We start from the raw sequence: 20,664 nt of genomic DNA, 5'->3' as shown, positions 1-20,664 counted from the left end.
AGAAAATCATGCCTCCGCCCAGAGCCAAGGCCGATGTAACAAGGAATACCGAACGTGAAATCTTCTCTCGCCGCATTATCCGCCCAGCTTGGCGAGTTGATGCTCCGCGACCAGCAACGGCTGCGTCGTCGTCTGCAAGGCGCACGCAAAATCACTAACCCGCAGGACCTGCAACCGATTCTCGATAAACTCGAGAATGACATTGCCGTTGCCGCGCAGCGGGTTGCCAGCCGTAGAGCCGCGTGTCCGACGATTAATTACCCGGAAAACCTGCCGGTAAGCCAGAAAAAGGCAGATATTTATAATGCTATTCGCGATCATCAAGTGGTGATCGTGGCAGGGGAAACCGGTTCGGGTAAAACCACGCAGATTCCTAAAATCTGTCTGGAACTGGGACGCGGTGTGAAAGGCGTGATTGGTCATACTCAGCCGAGGCGTTTGGCTGCTCGCACCGTGGCGAACCGTATTGCCGATGAACTGGATTCTACTCTCGGCGGTTGCGTCGGTTATAAGGTTAGGTTTAACGATCAAGTGGGTGAGAATACCCTGGTTAAACTGATGACCGACGGCATCTTGCTGGCTGAAATTCAGCAAGATCGACTGTTAATGCAGTATGACACGCTGATTATTGATGAAGCGCATGAACGCAGTCTGAACATTGATTTTATTCTGGGTTATCTGCGTGAACTCTTACCGAAACGTCCTGAACTTAAGGTTATCATTACCTCTGCGACTATCGATCCGCAGCGTTTCTCTCGTCATTTCAACAACGCACCTATTATCGAGGTTTCCGGCCGTACTTATCCGGTGGAAGTACGATATCGCCCCGTGGTGGATGATGCCGATGACGTGGAGCGGGATCAGCTACAGGCTATTTTTGATGCGGTGGACGAACTGGGTCGAGAGAGCCCAGGCGATATTCTGATCTTTATGAGCGGGGAACGGGAAATTCGTGATACCGCCGACGCGCTCACTAAGCTGAATCTGCCTCATACCGAAGTGCTGCCGCTGTATGCGCGTTTGTCCAACAGTGAACAGAATAGGGTATTCCAATCCCACCACGGGCGGCGCATTGTGCTGGCTACCAACGTCGCGGAAACTTCATTGACGGTGCCGGGGATTAAATACGTTATCGATCCCGGAACTGCCCGGATCAGCCGCTACAGTTTCCGTACCAAAGTGCAGCGCTTGCCAATTGAGCCGATTTCTCAAGCCTCGGCTAATCAACGTAAAGGGCGCTGTGGACGGGTGTCCGACGGTATTTGTATTCGCTTGTATTCGGAGCAGGATTTCCTGTCTCGTCCCGAATTTACCGATCCGGAGATTCTACGCACCAATCTGGCGTCAGTTATTCTGCAAATGACCTCCCTAGGGCTGGGGGATATCGCCGCATTCCCATTCGTCGAAGCTCCGGATAAACGCAACATTCAGGACGGCGTACGCTTGCTGGAAGAGTTAGGGGCGATCCAAACTGCAAATAACGGGCATCAGCAACTTACGCCTTTGGGCCGCCAATTGGCTCAGTTACCAGTAGATCCGCGCTTAGCTCGCATGGTATTACAAGCCCAGAAAAATGGCTGTGTGCGCGAAGTCATGATTATTACCGCCGCGCTGTCAATTCAAGATCCGCGTGAGCGGCCGATGGATAAGCAGCAAGCGTCAGATGAGAAACATCGCCGTTTTGCAGATAAAGAATCAGATTTTCTGGCCTTTGTTAATCTTTGGGATTACCTCAAGGAACAGCAGAAAGAGTTGTCATCGGCGCAGTTCCGTAAACTTTGCCGCAGCGATTATTTGAATTATCTGCGGGTTCGGGAATGGCAGGATATTTATACCCAGCTGCGTCAGGTCGTGAGAGAGTTGGGGCTGCCGGTGAATAGTGAGCCTTCGGATTATCGCAGCGTACATACTGCATTGTTGACGGGATTGCTTTCCCATGTCGGGCAGAAAGATGCTGATAAACAAGAGTATACCGGCGCTCGCAACGCCCGTTTTGCTATCTTCCCAGGCTCGGGTTTATTCAAGAAACCGCCGAAATGGGTCATGGTCGCGGAGCTGGTGGAAACCAGTCGCCTGTGGGGGCGAATTGCCGCACGCATCGAACCGGAATGGATTGAGCCGCTGGCACAGCATCTGGTCAAACATCACTATAGCGAACCACACTGGGAGAAAGCTCAGGGTGCGGTGATGGCCAGTGAGAAAGTGACGCTGTTTGGTCTGCCGATTGTCGCGGCGCGTAAGATTAACTATGGCTTAATCGATCCACCGCTGTGCCGTGAACTGTTTATCCGCCACGGTCTGGTGGAAGGTGATTGGCAGACGCGCCACGCTTTTTTCCGTGAAAATCTGAAACTGTTGGCCGAAGTGGAAGAGTTAGAACACAAGTCCCGTCGCCGGGATATTCTGGTGGACGATGACACACTGTTTAACTTTTACGATCAGCGTATCGGTCGTGATGTGGTCTCAGCGCGCCATTTTGATAGCTGGTGGAAGAAAGCGAGTCAGGCACAGCCTGAGCTGCTGAACTTCGAAAAAACCATGCTGATTAAGGATGGTGCCAACAAAGTTAATCCATTGGATTATCCTAATTTTTGGTATCAGGGTAGCCTAAAGCTTCGTATTTCCTACCAGTTTGAGCCGGGCGCTGATGCCGATGGGGTGACGGTACATATTCCTTTGCCCATTCTGAATCAGATTCAAGAGCAAGGCTTCGACTGGCAAATTCCGGGGATACGTCGGGAATTGGTTATCGCGCTGATTAAATCCCTGCCGAAACCGGTGCGACGGAATTTTGTTCCTGCTCCTAATTACGCAGAGGCCTTTCTGGCTCGCGCCACGCCACTGGAAACCGGGCTTTTGGATTCGCTGGAGCGGGAGTTGCGGCGCATGACTGGCGTGACGGTGTCACGTGAGAGCTGGCAGTGGGATCAGGTGCCTGACCATTTACGCATGACTTTCCGTATTGTTGACGATAAAAATCGCCCGCTGCGAGAAGGTAAGGATCTGGCTGCGCTTAAAATCCAGTTGCAGGAAAAAGTGCAGGAAACCTTGTCCGCCGTGGCTGACGATGGTTTGGAGCAAAACGATCTGCATATCTGGAGCTTTGGCGATTTGCCAACCTGCTATGAACAGCGTCGCGGTGGTTATGAAGTGAAGGCTTATCCGGCGTTAGTGGATGAAAAAGACAGCGTAGCCATTCGTTTATTTGAAACTGAAACTCAGCAACAGCAAGCCATGTGGCAGGGCACACGGCGTCTTCTTTTGCTAAATATTCCGTCGCCAATTAAGTACTTACATGAAAAACTGCCGAATAAATCCAAATTAGGGCTGTATTTCAACAGTTATGGCAACGTACTGGATCTTATTGACGATTGTATTGCCTGCGGCGTAGACAAACTGGTGGCTCAGTACGGCGGGCCGGTATGGAAAGCGGAGGAGTTTAGCCGCTTACAGGAGAGTGTTCGGGCGGAACTGAATGATACCGTGGTTGAGATTGCCAAGCAGGTAGAGCAAATCCTGACGACGGTATTCAGTATCAACAAACGTTTGAAAGGGCGTGTTGATATCGCGCAGGCGTTGGCGCTTTCTGATATTAAAACGCAGCTTTCCGGCCTGATTTATCGAGGTTTTGTCACAAACAACGGCTGGAAACGCCTGCCAGATACGCTGCGTTACCTGCATGCGATTGAGCGAAGGTTGGAAAAACTGGCGGTGGATCCTCATCGCGATCGCGCTCAAATGCAGCGGGTTGAGCAGGTGCAGCAGGTTTGGCAGCAGTGGCTACATAAACTGCCGCCGAAACGTGCGCAGGATGATGATGTGAAGGAAGTGCGTTGGATGATCGAGGAGTTGCGGGTGAGTCTGTTTGCTCAACAATTGGGTACCGCTTATCCGGTTTCGGATAAACGTATCCTGCAAACTATCGAGCAACTTTCCGCCCAGTCTTGATCGGCTATCACCGTGCAGTCCGCCGTTGTACGCGGCGATCGCGCGGTGGTATCTCGTTAGACTCAGAAACAACGGTGAGGAAAGATACAGAATCTATTACTTTGCTTTTATCAATATAATTAAACGTATATTAATGAGATTCTTTATGAAAACTATTATTAATAAATAATATTTTAACCATTTAACCATTTAACCATTTAACCATTTAACCATTTAACCATTTAACCATTTAACCATTTAACCATTTAACCATTTAACCATTTAACTATAAATATTAATTGTTGCTCTAAGTTTTAATTTAATAGTTACTGTGGAGTAAGATAGTGAATGAATTATAAGTTCATTAATTTTAATATCAATAATTATTTGAATGTTATTCTTATTATAGGCTGGTGCATTCTTTGCGATAATTGATTTTGCTCATGGTTTTTATTTAAATTTTCCTTTAATTATAATTGGTTGCGCCCGCTTTGTGAGGGCTGTAAAGATATTTATTCGAAGGTTAGCGTTTGTTGGAAGTTGATTCGGACAATGAATATTAATATAAAAATTTTTTTATATTAATAACGCTTTTCATCTATGTTTATAGATGAGTGACCGTCAGAACACCCCTGTAATGCTATTCAATTCATGCCAAGCGAGGTGTGTATGAGTTTCTATCAATCGGACGTGTATGTGGATTACGGCAGTTTATTTGTCTTTCATCCTGAAACGAATAATTTATTCCGACAAAACTCGCTTTACTCCTACTTCTTAGCGCAATTAAACGCAGATGAAAAAACATCGCGATTCTTGTCATCCAAAAGTTGGTTTGTGAACTATGTGCAAATATTGGAATCGATCTTCTGGCAGTTCTCTGACGTACAATCTGATAGATATCGACCCGATAAGATCGGCGCAGAACTAGTGCTCAAAGACATGATGAGCGATTTTTTTAAAGAGATGGTGCCGCCAGATGCCTGGCGTTTCGTCGCCAGTGGAATGGAATTATTACTTGAGAAGCCATTCACTGAGGAGGCAATCGAGGTTTATCACGCTGGAACTTTCGCTGAAACAGATTCCGATGATTTTATACGTGAACCTTTTTCCGGCACTGTCACCCGAGTGAAGCTACAGGTGAATTTTGTGTCGGATCTGAATGTTATTTCCACGCTTTGCCTGTTTTTCACCACCGCCGAGACAGTGAAAGGCCATTTACTTAGCCAGAAATTTTCTACGCAGGGGATTGTTGGCGATATTCATGTTTATATGACGACAGCAACACTGCATGAAAGAAGCTACGCCGCCATTAGCCAGAGAGTAAAAGAGAAAATCCAAAGCAAGGTTGATGACTTTATTTTTGCTATTTAAATGAAGCCCAGGACTAGCAGGAGAAGGAAGGAAGAAGGCGTGCTCTGATGAGCACGCCGGCTATTCACTCATCAATTCAGCGAAGAATATTTACTTATCTTTAGACTTTTTGCTCAGCAGATTTAGCTTTTCTCTGATAGCCGTAACGGCCAGCGCGCGATTATCCGCCAGATAACGGTCTTTAGCCGCAGGGGCCGAGCTTTGGATTGCAATCAGCGACCAGCCTTCCGGGCCTTTGAGTAAAAGCGGGGAACCACTGTCGCCGGGCAAAGTATCACACTGATGGGATAGGACGCCTTGCTGTGCCCAGCCAGTAATCAGACAGTTTTCATGACTGTACAGACTATCCAGATGATCCAGCGGATAACCCGCCTGAGTTACCTGTCGCTTAGCCTGTTTGAGTGCCTGCGTTAGCTCTGCTGATGTGCCTTGCCAAAGAGGTAAGGGTTTAATGGGTAAGGATTTTGAACTGGTTAACCGAATAAGAGCAAAATCATAGGCCGCCGCAGCAGGTGGAACGATCCAGCCTTCACCGTCCGGTTTCAAGCGCTTGCCCAGTTTAGGGTCAACTAAGGTTTCCAGCTTCCCGGTTTGATATGCCCATTTCTGATTGTGGGAAATAAAACGTAAAGCAATAGCTTTATCCATTTTTCCTGGAGGAGCCAGTACGCAATGGCCTGCGGTCAGAACCAGGTGAGGGGAAATAAGCGTTGCGGTACATAAGTTGCCGCTCGCCGTTTCAATTTGTCCAATTGCCTGCCACGGCCAATCCGCGCCGTTGGTCACCTCTGTTCGATCGTCTTTTCCGAAGAATAACGTGTTTTGATCTTTGGCGCTGGCCGTTTCTGGGGAGTCGGCGTAGGCCATGGAGACGGAAAAAGGTAACAGACTCAACAGTAGTAGTGATGATAAGCGCATAAATAATCTGCCTTGCAAAGGTCATCCATTAACACTCAAAAAAACCGCTGATTCCGGCAAAATTAGGAATATTGCTACCGGTAACTATAGACATAATTCACCCTGTCGGGCTGTTCAGCAATTGATTTTTCGATATTTTCGTGTGATGGCTTAATTAGAATTATAAGTAAAAACTAAGGGTAATCAGACCGCACAGAATCAGAGCGGTCAGGATGATTTCGAATAGGTAGCGACGCAGCATGGTGACGACCCCCGATAAAAAACACCCGGTATAACCGGGTGTTGAGCGAGTCAGGTGTGACTTCGTTACATTCGGTCAGTTATTTAGCCGCTGGTGCCGCTTTTACCGTGCTTTTATGATGTTTTTTGGCGGCCTGCGCTTTCTGAGCTGGCGCCTTGGTTACGGTTTTGTGGTGTTTTTTGGCGGCCTGCGCTTTCTGCGCTGGCGCTTTGGTTACGGCTTTGTGGTGTTTTTTGGCGGCCTGCGCTTTCTGCGCTGGCGCCTTGGTTACGGCTTTGTGGTGTTTTTTGGCGGCCTGCGCTTTCTGCGCTGGCGCCTTGGTTACGGCTTTGTGGTGTTTTTTGGCGGCCTGCGCTTTCTGCGCTGGCGCTTTGGTTACGGCTTTATTGTGTTTTTTAGCAGCCTGTGCTTTTTGCTCGGTTTTCTTCACGGCTTTTTTGGCGTGTTTTTCATGAGCCATTTTTACCGTGGTGTTATGAGTGGCAGCGGTTGCTGGTGCAGCGGCAGTGGTGTCAGCGGCGAAAGCCGCAGAAGACAAGCCCAGAGTAGCAGCAACAACTAAGGCTAATAATTTTTTCATGGGTGTTTCCTCGGCATTCTGTTTAGGGGCGGCTCGATTGGGCCGTTAAAAAGAGTGTAGGGAATGCTGATGGGAAGATCCGTGAGTCATTGGTTTCGGCGTGTAACCGTTTGTACAGCGGCTGTTTATACTTGAAAACCAGTCGCCTGCGTGGGGGCGATTGCTCAGGCTAAACGACGATATATACAATTATGTTTTTTTTCTGCCCGATTTTTATTCTCGCGTGACCTCTCTGATGAGTTTTCATATCAATGCACTCAGGGAACGTTATGACTATAAAAAATAGCGGGAAATCACAGCATATTTCCGTGGCAGTTAAGAAAGCGCATTTTATTCACCAGCAACTATCATCTCATCGCGCCGCTCGCCCTGTCAGCTACGCTTTATCCGGTCTACTGTCGTTAGGTATTAGTCTGCCGGGTCAACTGATGGCTCAGGAAAAAATATCGGATCAGCATGTTAGCGCGGGGACGACGCAGTACAGCATTCCGGGAGGATCGTTGACCGCGGCCTTACAGACCTTAGCTAGCAAGGCTAACATTATTCTGACTTTCACCGCCGAGCAGACTCAGAACAAAACCGCTGCTAGCGTGAATAACGCGCAAAGTTTGTCGGAGGCGTTTGCACAACTCTTGGCGGGAAGCGGGCTACAGGCGGTCAAAACGCCGAATGGTTACCGGTTGATGGAAGTTCCGCAGGCGTGGCTTTCCGATGACAGCATTACCATGCCGGAGCTGTCGGTGATTGGTGGAATGGCAAACAGCTTACAGGCAGGGCGTTCCACCTTGCGTCAGGAAGATATCGCCCGAGCGCAGGCGGATAATCTGGCCAGTTTAATTGACCGTTTACCCGGTGTTTCTATGGCTGGATCGCCACGTCCCGGCGGGCAAAGCCTGAATATCTGGGGCATGGGCGACATGGAAGATGTAAAAATCACCCTCGATGGTGCGCCAAAAGGATTCGAAAAATATCGACAGGGTTCGGTATTTATTGAGCCGGAGCTGATTAAGCGTATTGATGTGGATAAAGGCCCTCACAATCTGCTGAATGGTAACGGGGGCTTTGGCGGGACGGTGAAAATCGAAACCAAAGACGCCGGTGATATGCTTAAACCGGGTGAAAACTTCGGTGGCCTGCTGAAATACAGTTACCACACTAATGATAGACAGAATATCTATAGTTCTGCTTTATACGGTCGCACGGAAAACGGGCTGGCCGACGGCTTAATCTATATGAGTAAACGTGACGGAGATAATATCCGCCGCCCGGACGGCACGCGATTTGCCTACTCCACTAACGATCAGGCCTCTTATTTACTCAAGACCAATATTTATCTGACAGATTCTCAGACTCTAACCTTATCGGCGATGCGTTCGGAATCCGATGGCTGGCAGCCTTTTGCCGCCAAACGTGACGATATGCCGTCCCCATCAGCCGCAGATATCAAGAAATATGGCTATGAAGAAGCCTGGCGACGTAAGCTGGTGTTACGGGATCAGGTGGACAGCAACTACTCGGTAAAATGGAATATTTCTCCGGAAGATAACCCGTTACTGAATATGACCGTGACTTATGCCAATTCCAGCACCAAACAATACGATCAGCGGCCGAAAACGGCATCTACCAGTTTCCTCGGCAGTTTGGGTAATGAAAGCTGGGTCAGTTATAAAGACAACATGTTGGATATCAACAATGAAAGCAGCTTTAGCACTGGTGTGCTGGAACATGTGTTGACGGTGGGGACGCGCTGGCATAAACACGAACGCGACACCTTGATGTACTATCCAGCTCAAAAAAATAACCCGAGCTATAACTATGGCTATTTCCAGCCTTATTATATGCCAGCGGGAGAGCAGGAAACCCGCAGCCTCTATCTGCAAGATGCGCTGACGTTGGGGAGCCTGACCGTCACGCCGGGTGTGCGATACGATCACGTGACCAATACCGGGCAGCCGAACTTCGCTCCGCGTTTTAATGACCGCGATCCAGCGGCCGGTCACGACTACAGTCGTGTGACTTACACCGGCTGGTCTCCGCATTTGGGGGTGATGTGGAAGGCAACGCAGAATCTGTCATTGTTCTCTGACATCAGCCGCACCTGGCGCGCGCCGGTGGTGGATGAGCAGTACGAGGTGCAGTCTGGGGCGTCCAGCATACCGGGCACCAGTCGCAATCTGGATGTGGAGACCATCACCGGGATTCGCATGGGCGCAATCCTCGATTTTAACGATCTGATGACGAAACAGGACAGTCTGCAAATTCGAACTACCTTGTTCCGTAACCGGGGTAAAAACGAAATCTTCTATCGCCGCGGCGTGCTGTGTGACGCCCAATCGGTCAGCGGTAGTTCGTCTTCCTGTAGTGGGACACTTTCCAATTACCGCAATTTACCGGGCTATACCATCGAAGGGTTAGAAATTGAAACCTTCTATGATAGTGAGCGAATTTTCGGCAACTTGTCTTATTCCACCATTCGTGGGGAAAGAGATGCTTCGCCGCGCGACCCTTGGGGCAACCGCACCTGGATTGCAGAAATTCCACCGACTGCGGCACATGCCATGCTAGGGGTTAAAATGCCTGAATGGGACATGGCATTCGGCTGGAAAGGGGATTTCGTGCGGAAGCAGGACCGTTCTCCGTCAGATGGCGATCCTAAAGCGGATATCTGGTCATTACCGAAAACCAAAGGTTACATATTGCACGGTTTGTTTGCCAGCTGGCAGCCAGCTTCGCTGGATGGATTTGAAGCACGGGTGGCGGTTGATAATCTGTTTAACACTGAGTATTACCCGTACCTTGGCGAGTCGGTCTCTGGCGTTGGTCGTAATATAAAGCTGAGCGTTTCTCAACGATTCTAAGACCAACGCTAGCTCAAACAGCGGCATCCTTGGCGGATGCCGTTTTTTTGCCATATAGACAGGGACTACGACGGGAAACCAAAAGGGAGAAATAAGCGGTTTGCTATAAAAATAAGACTCACTGCGAGTAATAACTTGACATAGAATAATGAAAATATAAATAATAATCATTATCATTCAAGTGAGCTGTAATTTTCGGGGTTAAAATTGACGATGAGGGAGACATCAGCCAGTGCGCATGGTTTTGCCCAGCGACTTTACTTCGAACATCACGGTTGGCTTTATCACTGGTTGCGCAACAAAGTGGGATGTCCGCAACATGCGGCAGATCTCACGCAAGATACCTTCCTGAATATCCTGATTAATCCCGATGCGCAGGCAATTCGTCAGCCCCGTCCCTTTTTAGCCACCGTGGCGCGGCGTCTGGTGGCTAATCACTATCGTCGCAAAACGATTGAAGATGCTTATCTCTCGGCTCTCAGTGCATTACCCGAAGTGGTTACGCCATCGCCTGAAACTCGTCTATTAACCTTGGAAATTCTGGAAAAACTGGATGCCGCGCTCGATGGTTTACCGCCGCAGGTGAGGGAAGCCTTCCTGTTGGCTCACTTACAGGGTATGCGCTACAGCGATATTGCTGAACGTCTGCGGGTTTCTGCCAGTTCGGTTAAACAGTACCTACAGCGCGCTAATCTTCAGTGTTTTTTCGCGCTATCTTCTTAGATGACTGCCGTCTTAAGTAAACATCTCCCTATATGAATAGCTGCTGAAATGACCATGCCCCCAATGAATAATCCGACGATTCAGGATGCCCAAGGCGTGCCTATTGCCAGCGAAAGCGCGCGGGAGGCGGTTTTCTGGCTGACGCATTTAATGGACGATGCGGCGACGGAACAGGATCGGCAGGCGTGGTTACATTGGCGTAATCAGCATCCGGATAATGAGCGGGCGTGGCGGCATATTGAGTCTTGTTGCGCCGATTTTAGTCGCCTCAACGTTCAGGCAGCCCACAGCACTTTATCTATATTGGGGAAAACCAAATTGGGGAAAACCAATCGGCGGGGCGTATTGAAGTTACTGGCCGCCAGCTGTATCACCGGCGGAGGGGTGATTCTGGGTGGTCACTCTAGGGGCTGGCTATCTTGGCAGGCTGACTATCACACCGATATTGGCGAACAAAAAAGTCTGACGCTAGAAGATGGCACGCACCTACAGCTCAATACTCAAACGGCGGTTAATGTGCGTTACAGCGATGTGGCTCGCCAGATTGTGCTAATTCGGGGGGAAGTGATGGTGGAAAGTGGCCAGTTGGAACAGCAGGCGCATTTTCCCCGTCCGCTGAGCCTGGAAACGCCACAGGGCCGTATTGTGGCGATAGGAACACGATTTAGCGTTTACTTAAAGGGAACGCAGAGTGAGGTGGATGTTTATCAGGGGGCGGTAAGGTTATCACCGCGGTCTCTTCGGCAGAGCCTGACTATCCCGGCTGGGCAGGGCGGTTGGCTGTCCGCATCTGGATGCGGGGTGAAGCCGTTAATACGAGAAAAAAGCGCTTGGGTAAATGGGCAATTATTAGTCGACAATCAGAAACTCAGTGATTTTCTTGCCGAACTAAGCCGCTATCGTTCCGGCGTAGTGCGTTGTCAGCCGGAAGCCTCCAGTCTGCGTTTGTCGGGGGTTTTCCCTTTGGCGGATACTGACCGCATTCTTAAAGCGTTACCCGATGTCTTGCCAGTTCAGGTCAAATATTTCTCTCGTTATTGGGTTCAGATAGATATTCGATGAATTATGCTGACGAATAACTAATCTACCAATGTTTATACTGTTTTTATTTTTTTACTGCCCAAATAGCCAACTCAAGTGACATTCTTTGTAGTTACCTCGTTATCCTTTCTTACCCAAGCAGGAAAACAATGCAAACCACTAAAAATAGCCTGTCGGCGCCGTCAGATATTGCCATGATGCCTATGCGTGGCCGGGAGCGTGTTCGTTGGAGTGGTAGCACCGTTCTGGCTTTACTGTTACACGGCAGCCTGATCTGCTGGCTGGCTTATCATTATGTTGCTGCGGATTCGGTTACCGCCGCGCCGCCACCGGCGTTGATGCTGGTATTGGCAGACAAAATAGAATCCGTCCCCGCGCCAAATGATGTCCCTATGGGGCCGCCCAAAGTGCTATCTGCGCCGGAATCCAGCGTGAAATCAGAAACGGAACGGCAGGAAAGCGTGCAGCCGGCAGCGCCGGAAGCGATGAAGCCCGCAATATTGGCAGCGAAAAATAAGGTCATAGAAAAACCGAAACCGGTAAGTCAGCGTCGTGAAACGCAAAACGATAATGCGCCCTCACTGGACTCGTTACCAAGTACTACGCCGTCAGCCGAAGCAACCAGCGCGCCTCCGAGCGCAGCAGAGCAACGTATCGCCGCGCCTTACACCAGTGACAGTTTTGCGCAGACCCAAGGCATACCTGACTGGAGTAGCCTAATGCTGGGACACCTTAGCCGCCATAAGCGTTACCCGCCCATTGCGGTGCGCCAGAGTCGGCAGGGTATCGTGCTGGTACGCGTTACGCTGGATAAAGCAGGGCTGGTTTCAGCGACTCGCTTAATGAAAAGCAGCGGCGTTGACTCGTTGGATAATGAAGCTTTGGCTCTGCCTAAGCGTGCGCAACCTTTACCGCCAGCGCCGGAGGAAATAATGGCTAATCGAAAAGAAATCAGCATTACTATTCCTGTTCGTTTTGACTTACGCGAACTGCGGAATTAATGCTAAGACAAAATTGATAAAAAAGGCTCATATTTATATGGGCCATTTCTGTTCTAATATTGAATTACTGCATGGTTAACCAGCCGAGATGTTGATAAAAAAATGTCATCAGTAACATAAATGAAAATAGAATATTCAGGCCTAATGCCAGCGTCATTTTTCTGGTAATACGATGCTGTTGGCTAATTTGTTTATCCAAAGCCAGATTACTTAATTCCAATTGACGGTTTAACCGACTAAATCGTATTTCTAACGCTTCAGCCATCTTTGTATTGTAATTTTGAGCATCACACTGGTTTTGTTGGGCAAATTCAATTAGCGATTTTTGCACTTTATCCTGATAGGACAATAATTGCTGGCTGTATTCTCTATTATGTTGAAAAATATGACTTTCCATATCTTGCCACAGCGCGTGAATACGCAATCTATGCTGCTCATTTTGTTCTTGAATTTGTTTTGTCTGAGCATCAGATAACTGGTAAAGGTCACTCAGTGAATCACCGATCGATTTCTGCCACGTCAAATAGCCAGAATCTTTGTTGTCGATTTTTTCTGTTATCAGCAAGTTACTTTCTGTGCTATCCCTGTTTCGCGTTGATAATTGCGCATGAGCAGAATAAGGCACTATCTTCTCCGATCTGGGCGTTAGTTCTATCGTTGAGGGTAACACCTGTTCCATTCTTAAGGCCTGCTCAGGTCGAATAAAAAACGAGCGCCTAAGGCGACGCCATGTAAGCTACACTATGACTTATCGGTATCTTTTAGAATCTCTTTAGCGTAAATAGCGCGATAGTGATAATAAATTTTATCAAAGACGAGATAAACATTTATCAGAGCATCCGGCCAGCCAACACCCAATTATACGTGAGTCTTTTTGCTTGGTTTCAGAGAACAATTTTTGTTGTTCTAGCCGTATGCAAATCATCCCATCAAAATTAATGGAGTTGAGAAGTCATATTCTTATTTACCCCGATAATTTCTGACTGCACTCAATGTTTATTTGTAAGTTACACTCGCTCAGTTATTTTTTAACTGAGAAAGACAATTAAATCATATTATCGGATTTATTGGAGTAGGCTGTTAACTCCCAAGCGAAATGATAAGGAGTTTATTATTTACAATTAATAATAAAATTAATTTATTTATCTGCTAGGGAATGCCGCAGCAATCAGTTCAGTCTAATTCTATCTGGTGTTATGCAATTTACTTGATGCCGCAGAATTAACTGGCAGTAGATGATAATACGCAAGTTAATATCTGTGGATGGGAAGGGTAGATATTGGCCCAAGACTATTACTCTGTGAAAAAAAACATCAATTAAATAAGGTATTAAAAATGGAAAAGACAACGACCGACAAAAAAAACGTTATTACATTTAATAACAACGATTTTCCAAGCGATCTCGGTGGGGAGCTTTCTGCCTCTATTCTTTTTGTACAGAACAGTGTGATTCCGGCTGGTAAACATCTTAACGATGATATTCAGCCGCATTTAACATCGCATAAGACAACTATGGTCCTGTTTAAATCAAAACAAGAGATTGACGAGGCTATTCCGGTCACTTTGACTCTGAAAGATGCGGAAAATCAGGTGGCTGGCACTTACACCCTGCGTCCGCCCAAGGACTTGACGCGGCTGGTTGAGCAGATTAAAGACTTCAACGGCAGTGAAGATGACTTTATTGAACCGGCAGTTTATGACAAATCCATTTCTGGTCAGGCCGAGCTGAATAAACTACAAAATGATACGCAAGGTAATCAGATTAAATCCATTCTTTCTACCAATAACAGTTTAAAGATCAGCACTCGAGATGGTGGTTGGATTAAAGATTTTTATATGCCTGTTGCGGATGAACTGGATGGTAAATTAGTCACTTTCTCCTCGAATGCCGGATATAATTCATTTATCCACTACTCAGGTAAAAAAGTTACGCTGAATCGTGGTCTGACCATAGTGCTGCGTAATTATAAAGGTTCTTGGTACAGTCTGGATGATGTGAAATATAGCCAGATTTCTTTTGGTGAAGGCTTCTGGTCGGTCATTATTCCGTTTGAAAAAATCGTTCCAGGTATTCAGCTTGATTTTGAACATAACGGCAAACACGGCCAACTTGGTAATATCCAGGTTGGGGCGTCGAACGAGTTAATTATCCACACCATTGATTTAGGTATGTTAACGCCGTATCGCAACGCATTCGAATTCCAGAAAAAAAATGAATATCATCGCCAGTATTTCCAACAGGTTCCATTGAGCCGACTGATCGTTTCACAGTACGAACCGCAGTATTTCAAAGAAGTGATGTTGCCGGAAGGTGTGCTGCTAACCGATTACGATCCAAGCACCGGTGGCGTTTATGAGGGAACAATGCGTCAGCGCATTGGTAAAGAACTGATTTCCATCGGTATTAATAATGCTAACTACGGTATCAACTCCTCACAAGGGAAAGGGGAAAACGGCCATCCGTACAGTACCGCACAGCTTACTGCGCATAATTCCATTGGTAAGTACGTCAATGGGATTATCGTACATGGTTTATCCGGCGGCGGCGGTATTGTGACCCTGGAAAGCAGTATTGGGAATGAGTTCAGCCATGAAGTTGGCCATAACTACGGTTTAGGACATTATCCAAACGGATACGCGGGTTCTATTCATCAGGCTCCGGATAAGCCAAACTCCTGCTGGGGTTGGGACAGCGATAACGATCAGTTCATCCCTAACTTCGAAAATACAATCAGCAACAAACCAACCTGTCAGGATGAGCAATGCGCAGCACCTTTTGCCGGGCACAGTTTTGGTCGCGATGCGATGGCGAGTGGTTCGCCAATGTATATGCAAAGTAATGCTTTTACCCTGCATACACCTTATTCGTTATCAAAAATTCAAACTTTCCTGGAGAATAAAGCCGTATTTGATCGCCATTCGCCTACCGGTTTTAATAAGTGGAATGCCACGACTCAAACAATGGAACCTTGGGAAAACCGGGTGGAAACCAAGTCAAATAAAGATGCAGCGCCTTCAGAAGTTACCATGGCATCAATGACGGCATTACTTGAACGCCATGATCTGATTACCGTGTCGTTTAAAAATAAGAGTTTTGCTAAGGATATTTATATTCCTATTGCTACAGAGGAGAATAAAGGTAAAGCCGTACGAGTTAAAAACGTAACTAACTCTACTTCTTTGCTTCATGTGAATAACCAGCTCTATACCATTGCCTATAACCACAACACCGTTTATTTATCTAATGGTAAAACTTGGTTGGAAGTTGCCGATTACTCGCTGAGCGAAGCCAAACGTCCATATAAACAAGGGGTAGCGGTCACTACATTGGTTGGTTATTACGATCCTCAGGGGGCGCTGAGCAGTTATATCTTCCCGGCATTACATGGTTCATTCGGTATGGTTTATCAAGGTGACGGTAACCGAGCCAATATTTGTTATCTCGAAGTACAATTCGAAGGTGGGGTCGTTCAGCAATTCAAACTCTCTGCTAACCGCATTGATGCCACCTGTATGAACAAATTCCACATTAACGTAGAGGAAGGTTTGAATCCGATAAAAGCATCTATTTTTGTCGGCGGCGTGGAGGTATCGTCCATTGATATTGCTAAACCAACATCCAACCTGGAATTCAGTGTTAATGGGGTGGCATTGTAAACAGAGTTTGATGCCATACTGGATACTATAATAAATCTAATCTAAGACTCTGGCCATCCCTCGATTATCTCTATCAGGGATGGCCATTCTTATTTAAAGAGGTGCGGGGAGGGGGCATCGAAAAATAAATATCGAGCATTAACTGAGGTAAACAAAGGAATTTGTGGGCTGATAGTTTTACCCGCTTAAATTTCGAACTAACCCCGGAACCTCTCTTATCAGTCTAACTAAGCAGCTCTATCAAATATAATGACAAATCAAGCGACGCAATTTACGCCTCTGAAGAGTAAAAGCTTACCCATCGTACTTTTCTGCATTTTCTGCACATAGCCAAGAGTTGATGATGCTAAAGCATAACTTCATCACTTCGAATCTCATTTTAGTTACAACATACAGTATGCTTTAGTTCAAATAATGCCATCTGAAGCTTTAGCGATTAACAAATAATCGGGGAATATAACAACGCCTAAGAGTCCTGCAGATAGTAGCAGGGCAGTTAGGTAGCCCCCAAGCTGCTCAATATGGCGTTCTGTCTTGGTGTGTAAATATCCAATTTAGGGGTTTAGGGGATTTCACAGGGGAAACGGGATTTTGTTTAAATCTTGTTTGTATTAGACGTTCGGCTGTGCGATTAGCATTAAAAATTAGTGTGAGTGGTTGTTATTAAATAATTTATGAATGCCAGGGGCAAAGCATGGCCGCCATTTTCAGGCGGCCTGAGGCAAGATTTAGAGATAACGGCGCTCTAAGTGCTGACGGAAGAAACGCGGATTAAGAGTTTCGCCCGTGGCTTTAATTATCAACTCGTCGGTGAGATAACGGCTACCGTGCTGCCAGATATTTTGCTGCAACCAAGCGAATAAGGCGCTGAGATCGCCATTACCAATTTGTTGATCCAGATTTGGAATCGCTTCACGAGCCGTTTGGAATAATTGAGCGGCATACATTGCGCCCAAGGTATAAGTTGGGAAATAGCCAAAAGCCCCGTCGGTCCAGTGAATATCTTGCATGCAGCCGTTGCGATAGTTGCCCTCGGTATTTAGCCCCAAATAACGCTGCATTTTTTCATTCCACTGTGCCGGAATGTCCTCAACCTCAATTTCGCCTTCGATCAGCGCTTTTTCGATTTCGTAACGCAAAATCACATGAGCCGGATAGCTAACCTCATCGGCATCCACCCGAATAAAACCGGCTTCAACACGCTGATTAAGCGCAATAAAGTTGTCCTCGGTTAACGCCGCTTGTTCGCCAAAGTGCTTGATAGCCAGGGGGAGCAAAAGCTTTAGAAACTCGTCGCTACGTGCCAATTGCATCTCAAATAGCAAGCTTTGAGATTCATGTATCGCCGTGGAGCGAGCATGAGAAATAGGTTGGCCTAACCATTCGCGCGGTAAATTCTGTTCATAGCGGGCGTGCCCCGTTTCGTGAACGATCCCCATCAGGGCGCTAGTGAATTCTTTCTCGTTATAACGTGTAGTGATACGTACATCTTGCGGAACACCGCCGCAGAAAGGATGTACGCTAACATCAACCCGGCCACCGTCAAAATCAAAACCAAGTAGCGCCATGACACTCAGGCTAAGCTGGCGCTGTTTCTCTAAATCAAATGGGCCGACTGGTGTTAAATGTGGTTGTTTAGCCTGCTTGACGATCGCTTTTTGCAGCAAATCTGGTAACCATTGCTTTAAATCACCAAAAATACGATCCAAATCGCTGCTGCGTAAACCCGGCTCATACAGGTTTAATAACGCATCGTAGCGAGATGTGCCGGCAGCCTGCGCACGGATCTCGGCCTCCTGACGACTAAGTTTCACCACTTCTCGCAGATTTTCTGCAAAGCCCGCCCAATCATTATTGATGCGTTGCTGACGCCAGGCATGTTCACAACGCGCGCCTGCCAGCGATTTCGCTTCAACCAAACTTTCTGGCACCAGTACCGCGTTATCGTAGTGGCGACGCATTTCGCGCAGATTCGCTTTCTCAATATCGTTCAGAGTTTCCTGTTCCGCCTGCTCAAGCCATTGGCCGACCTGTGGCGCGGTCAGAATTTGGTGATGCAGCACGTTTAGCTCGGCCAAGGCCTCTGAGCGAGCCAAATTGCCTTTAGGGGGCATCATGGTTTGCATGTCCCAGCCGGCAATAGCCGAGAGATGTTCAAAACGAGACAGGCGAGTGAAGGTGCTGCGCAGCTGATGATAGGCTGTGATCATAGGGCACTCCATTAGTTAACCGATGATAATCAACGTTTTTTTGCTATTTATTTTTTATCTGATACTGCGTCTGAATCTACGGATAAACTGTAGTAATCTTTGACTGGCCAGCAGAAACGGAAGCTCGCGCCGCCCAAAGAACTGCTTTCTACAAAAACGCGTCCCTGATAAGCCTGCGCGATGGAGTGAACGATTGCCAGGCCTAAACCGCAGCCGCCGGTCGCGCGATCGCGACTTGGATCTAAGCGGACAAAAGGCTCAAACACTTTGGTGCGTTCATCCGGCGGAATGCCGGGACCATCGTCTTCAACCTGCAGACAAGCTTCATCGCCGTCGAACCACAGGCCGATGCGCAAACGCTGATTGGAGTAGCGCAGGGCGTTATTCACCAAATTATCCAGCACTCGTTCCATTAGGCGTAAATCCACCGCACCAAAATCGCCACTGTGCGGAATATCCAGCGCGATTTCTCGCTCGCGGTGAATCAGGCGCATATCTTCGACTTTAGTTTGCAGCCAGGTCGGTAAATCTATTGGCTCCAGATTAAGAGAAACCTGAGGGCGATCCAGACGAGCATAAGTCAATAGTTCGTCTATCAATGATTCCAACTGACCGATATCCCGGTTTAATGCCAGTTGCTCTGTTTCGCTCAGATTTTCACTCATGGCTAAACGGTAGCGCAAACGAACCAACGGGGTGCGCAACTCGTGGGCTATGCCGTCAATCAGCAGTTTTTTACTGGCAATCAGAGTGCTGATGTTATCCGCCATCTGATTAAAAGCGACGCCGAGACGATTCAGACTGGAAGTCGGATCAAAGTGCGTCCGTTCATCTAAATGTCCGGAACCCAGCCGCTGGGCAGCGTTTTCTAGCTGTAGCAGATCTTTCCAGTGCGGGCGCATCCACAGGAAAACCGGCAACGCCAGCGACATACCGATTAAAATCAGCAGAGCCAGATCCAACAGCCGCATTTGATGTAAATAGAATAAATACGGAACCGGTCCGACCACCAATACATAATGACTGCGCGGAATTCGCTGCAAGAATGAGTATTCATCGTCTAAAGCGATGATCTCTCCTGCCCGCAGTCGTTTATTCAGGCGTGGCCCTAAATCTCGTTTATCCAGCGGTTCAATATGCAGTTCAAACGAAAGATTCAAATCCAGCGTTTCGATGGTTTTATTCCAGTCACGCAGGGGGATTTCTCTCAGTTCACTGCGCATCAATGACAGCGAGCTTTTCATCAAGTCGTCTAAAGACTGGCGCCCAGCGCGTTCGGCGGTGACTTTATAAACCAGCCCGACCAGCATCGCCATCACCATAAAGCAGACAAACAGCAATAAGAAAAACTGTATGAATAGTTTTCTCATTGTTGGACGGATTCCCAGGCGTTAGGAGCAAACAGGTAACCTTTATTACGCACGGTTTTAATGCGGAATGGCTCCAGCGTATTATCGTAAAGTTTGCGACGTAAACGAGAGATTGCCACGTCGATACTGCGATCCATTCCGTCATAGCTGACGCCGCGCAGACTTTTTAATAAGATTTCCCGATCCATAATAATACCGGCGTGGGTGGCCAGTTCCCAAAGTAAATCGAAGTCTGACGTGGAAAGCGTAATTTCCTCCTGACCCAGATTGACCTGACGATTAACTGGATCGATACAGAGCAGGCCGAAGCGAATCGCGTTTTGATTGGTCAGCGTGGCTACCTGTGGCTCTTTGCTCTGGCTTTGCCGTTGGCGTAAATGTAAACGCAGCCGCGCCAGCAAAACGGCAGGTGGCGTAGTTTTCAGAATATAATCATTCGCACCCATTTCCAGCGATAGGATATGGTTCATATCACTATCCAATGAGGTCAGCAGGACTATCGGGCCATCATAATGAGGACGCAGATCCCGGCAAAGCGTCATACCGTCTTTACCCGGCAACATAATATCCAACAGCACTAAATCCGGCTGTTGCTCGGTAATAAAGTCCTGCGCGGTGTCGCCTCGCGGCTCAATCAGAACGTCAATATCATGTTTGCCTAAATAGGCGGCAATCAACTTTCCGACTTCTGGGTCGTCTTCGACAAAAACAATTTTAGTCATGTTTCCCGGTCTATAAGAATCTGCGATAAAAGTGACGGAATTCAG

At 47.5% G+C, this 20,664-nt stretch carries 13 protein-coding genes; 7 read left to right on the top strand and 6 right to left on the bottom strand.

Features of this window, described 5'->3' with window-relative positions; translation table 11 throughout:
- Positions 1-54: 54 nt before the first annotated feature.
- Both hrpA and ACQ4OC_RS03760 read left to right on the top strand, forming a co-directional pair.
- Positions 55-3,948 (top strand): ATP-dependent RNA helicase HrpA, encoded by a 3,894-nt coding sequence (hrpA, locus tag ACQ4OC_RS03765; RefSeq protein WP_071889755.1) that lies wholly within the window; start codon positions 55-57, stop codon positions 3,946-3,948.
- Between the two features lie 648 nt (positions 3,949-4,596).
- Positions 4,597-5,298: a hypothetical protein gene (locus ACQ4OC_RS03760; RefSeq protein WP_120805527.1), complete on the top strand. Its 702-nt coding sequence runs from the start codon at positions 4,597-4,599 to the stop codon at positions 5,296-5,298.
- A 90-nt stretch (positions 5,299-5,388) separates the two neighbouring features.
- Here ACQ4OC_RS03760 and ACQ4OC_RS03755 read toward each other — a convergent pair whose 3' ends face one another.
- On the bottom strand, positions 5,389-6,216 hold the full coding sequence (locus ACQ4OC_RS03755) for a trypsin-like serine peptidase (protein ID WP_064513848.1): 828 nt from the start codon (positions 6,214-6,216) through the stop codon (positions 5,389-5,391).
- 320 nt (positions 6,217-6,536) lie between these two features.
- The gene (gene asr / locus ACQ4OC_RS03750) at positions 6,537-7,037 is read right to left on the bottom strand and encodes an acid resistance repetitive basic protein Asr (RefSeq protein WP_430970944.1); all 501 of its coding nucleotides are present in this window, start codon (positions 7,035-7,037) and stop codon (positions 6,537-6,539) included.
- A 428-nt stretch (positions 7,038-7,465) separates the two neighbouring features.
- Here asr and ACQ4OC_RS03745 point away from each other — a divergent pair, with 428 nt between their 5' ends.
- The 4 genes from ACQ4OC_RS03745 (at position 7,466) to ACQ4OC_RS03730 (ending at position 12,660) form a co-directional block, all read left to right on the top strand.
- Positions 7,466-9,895 carry a TonB-dependent hemoglobin/transferrin/lactoferrin family receptor gene (locus tag ACQ4OC_RS03745; RefSeq protein ID WP_430970980.1) on the top strand — a complete coding sequence of 810 codons (2,430 nt, stop codon included), beginning with the start codon at positions 7,466-7,468 and terminating at the stop codon, positions 9,893-9,895.
- 213 nt (positions 9,896-10,108) lie between these two features.
- Positions 10,109-10,618: a sigma-70 family RNA polymerase sigma factor gene (locus ACQ4OC_RS03740; protein ID WP_064513844.1), complete on the top strand. Its 510-nt coding sequence runs from the start codon at positions 10,109-10,111 to the stop codon at positions 10,616-10,618.
- A gap of 48 nt (positions 10,619-10,666) precedes the next feature.
- A complete protein-coding gene (locus tag ACQ4OC_RS03735; protein ID WP_240442677.1) occupies positions 10,667-11,680 on the top strand; it encodes a FecR domain-containing protein in 1,014 nt (337 codons plus the stop codon).
- Positions 11,681-11,808: 128 nt separating this feature from the next.
- A complete protein-coding gene (locus ACQ4OC_RS03730; protein ID WP_430970943.1) occupies positions 11,809-12,660 on the top strand; it encodes a TonB family protein in 852 nt (283 codons plus the stop codon).
- A gap of 64 nt (positions 12,661-12,724) precedes the next feature.
- Here the strand turns inward: ACQ4OC_RS03730 and ACQ4OC_RS03725 are convergent, their stop codons facing one another.
- Positions 12,725-13,339 carry a hypothetical protein gene (locus tag ACQ4OC_RS03725; protein ID WP_128821807.1) on the bottom strand — a complete coding sequence of 205 codons (615 nt, stop codon included), beginning with the start codon at positions 13,337-13,339 and terminating at the stop codon, positions 12,725-12,727.
- 656 nt (positions 13,340-13,995) lie between these two features.
- Here ACQ4OC_RS03725 and ACQ4OC_RS03720 point away from each other — a divergent pair.
- The gene (locus tag ACQ4OC_RS03720; RefSeq protein WP_430970942.1) at positions 13,996-16,317 is read left to right on the top strand and encodes a M66 family metalloprotease; all 2,322 of its coding nucleotides are present in this window, start codon (positions 13,996-13,998) and stop codon (positions 16,315-16,317) included.
- A gap of 728 nt (positions 16,318-17,045) precedes the next feature.
- Here ACQ4OC_RS03720 and ACQ4OC_RS03715 read toward each other — a convergent pair.
- Genes ACQ4OC_RS03715 through rstA form a run of 3 tightly spaced genes read right to left on the bottom strand, consistent with a single transcriptional unit; the run spans position 17,046 to position 20,619 of the window.
- On the bottom strand, positions 17,046-18,527 hold the full coding sequence (locus tag ACQ4OC_RS03715; protein WP_064513836.1) for a carboxypeptidase M32: 1,482 nt from the start codon (positions 18,525-18,527) through the stop codon (positions 17,046-17,048).
- Between the two features lie 47 nt (positions 18,528-18,574).
- Complete coding sequence (rstB, locus tag ACQ4OC_RS03710) at positions 18,575-19,897, bottom strand: two-component system sensor histidine kinase RstB (protein ID WP_120805519.1); 1,323 nt, start codon at positions 19,895-19,897, stop codon at positions 18,575-18,577.
- Entirely contained in the window at positions 19,894-20,619 is a 726-nt protein-coding gene (rstA, locus tag ACQ4OC_RS03705) for a two-component system response regulator RstA (protein ID WP_064513832.1), read from the bottom strand. Before rstA ends, rstB begins: the two co-directional genes overlap by 4 nt.
- Between the last annotated feature and the right edge of the window lie 45 nt (positions 20,620-20,664).

The organism is Yersinia sp. J1, assembly GCF_050586585.1.
GTDB classification, from domain to species: Bacteria; Pseudomonadota; Gammaproteobacteria; order Enterobacterales; family Enterobacteriaceae; genus Yersinia; species Yersinia entomophaga.
This window is presented reverse-complemented; position numbering and strand designations above follow the sequence as displayed.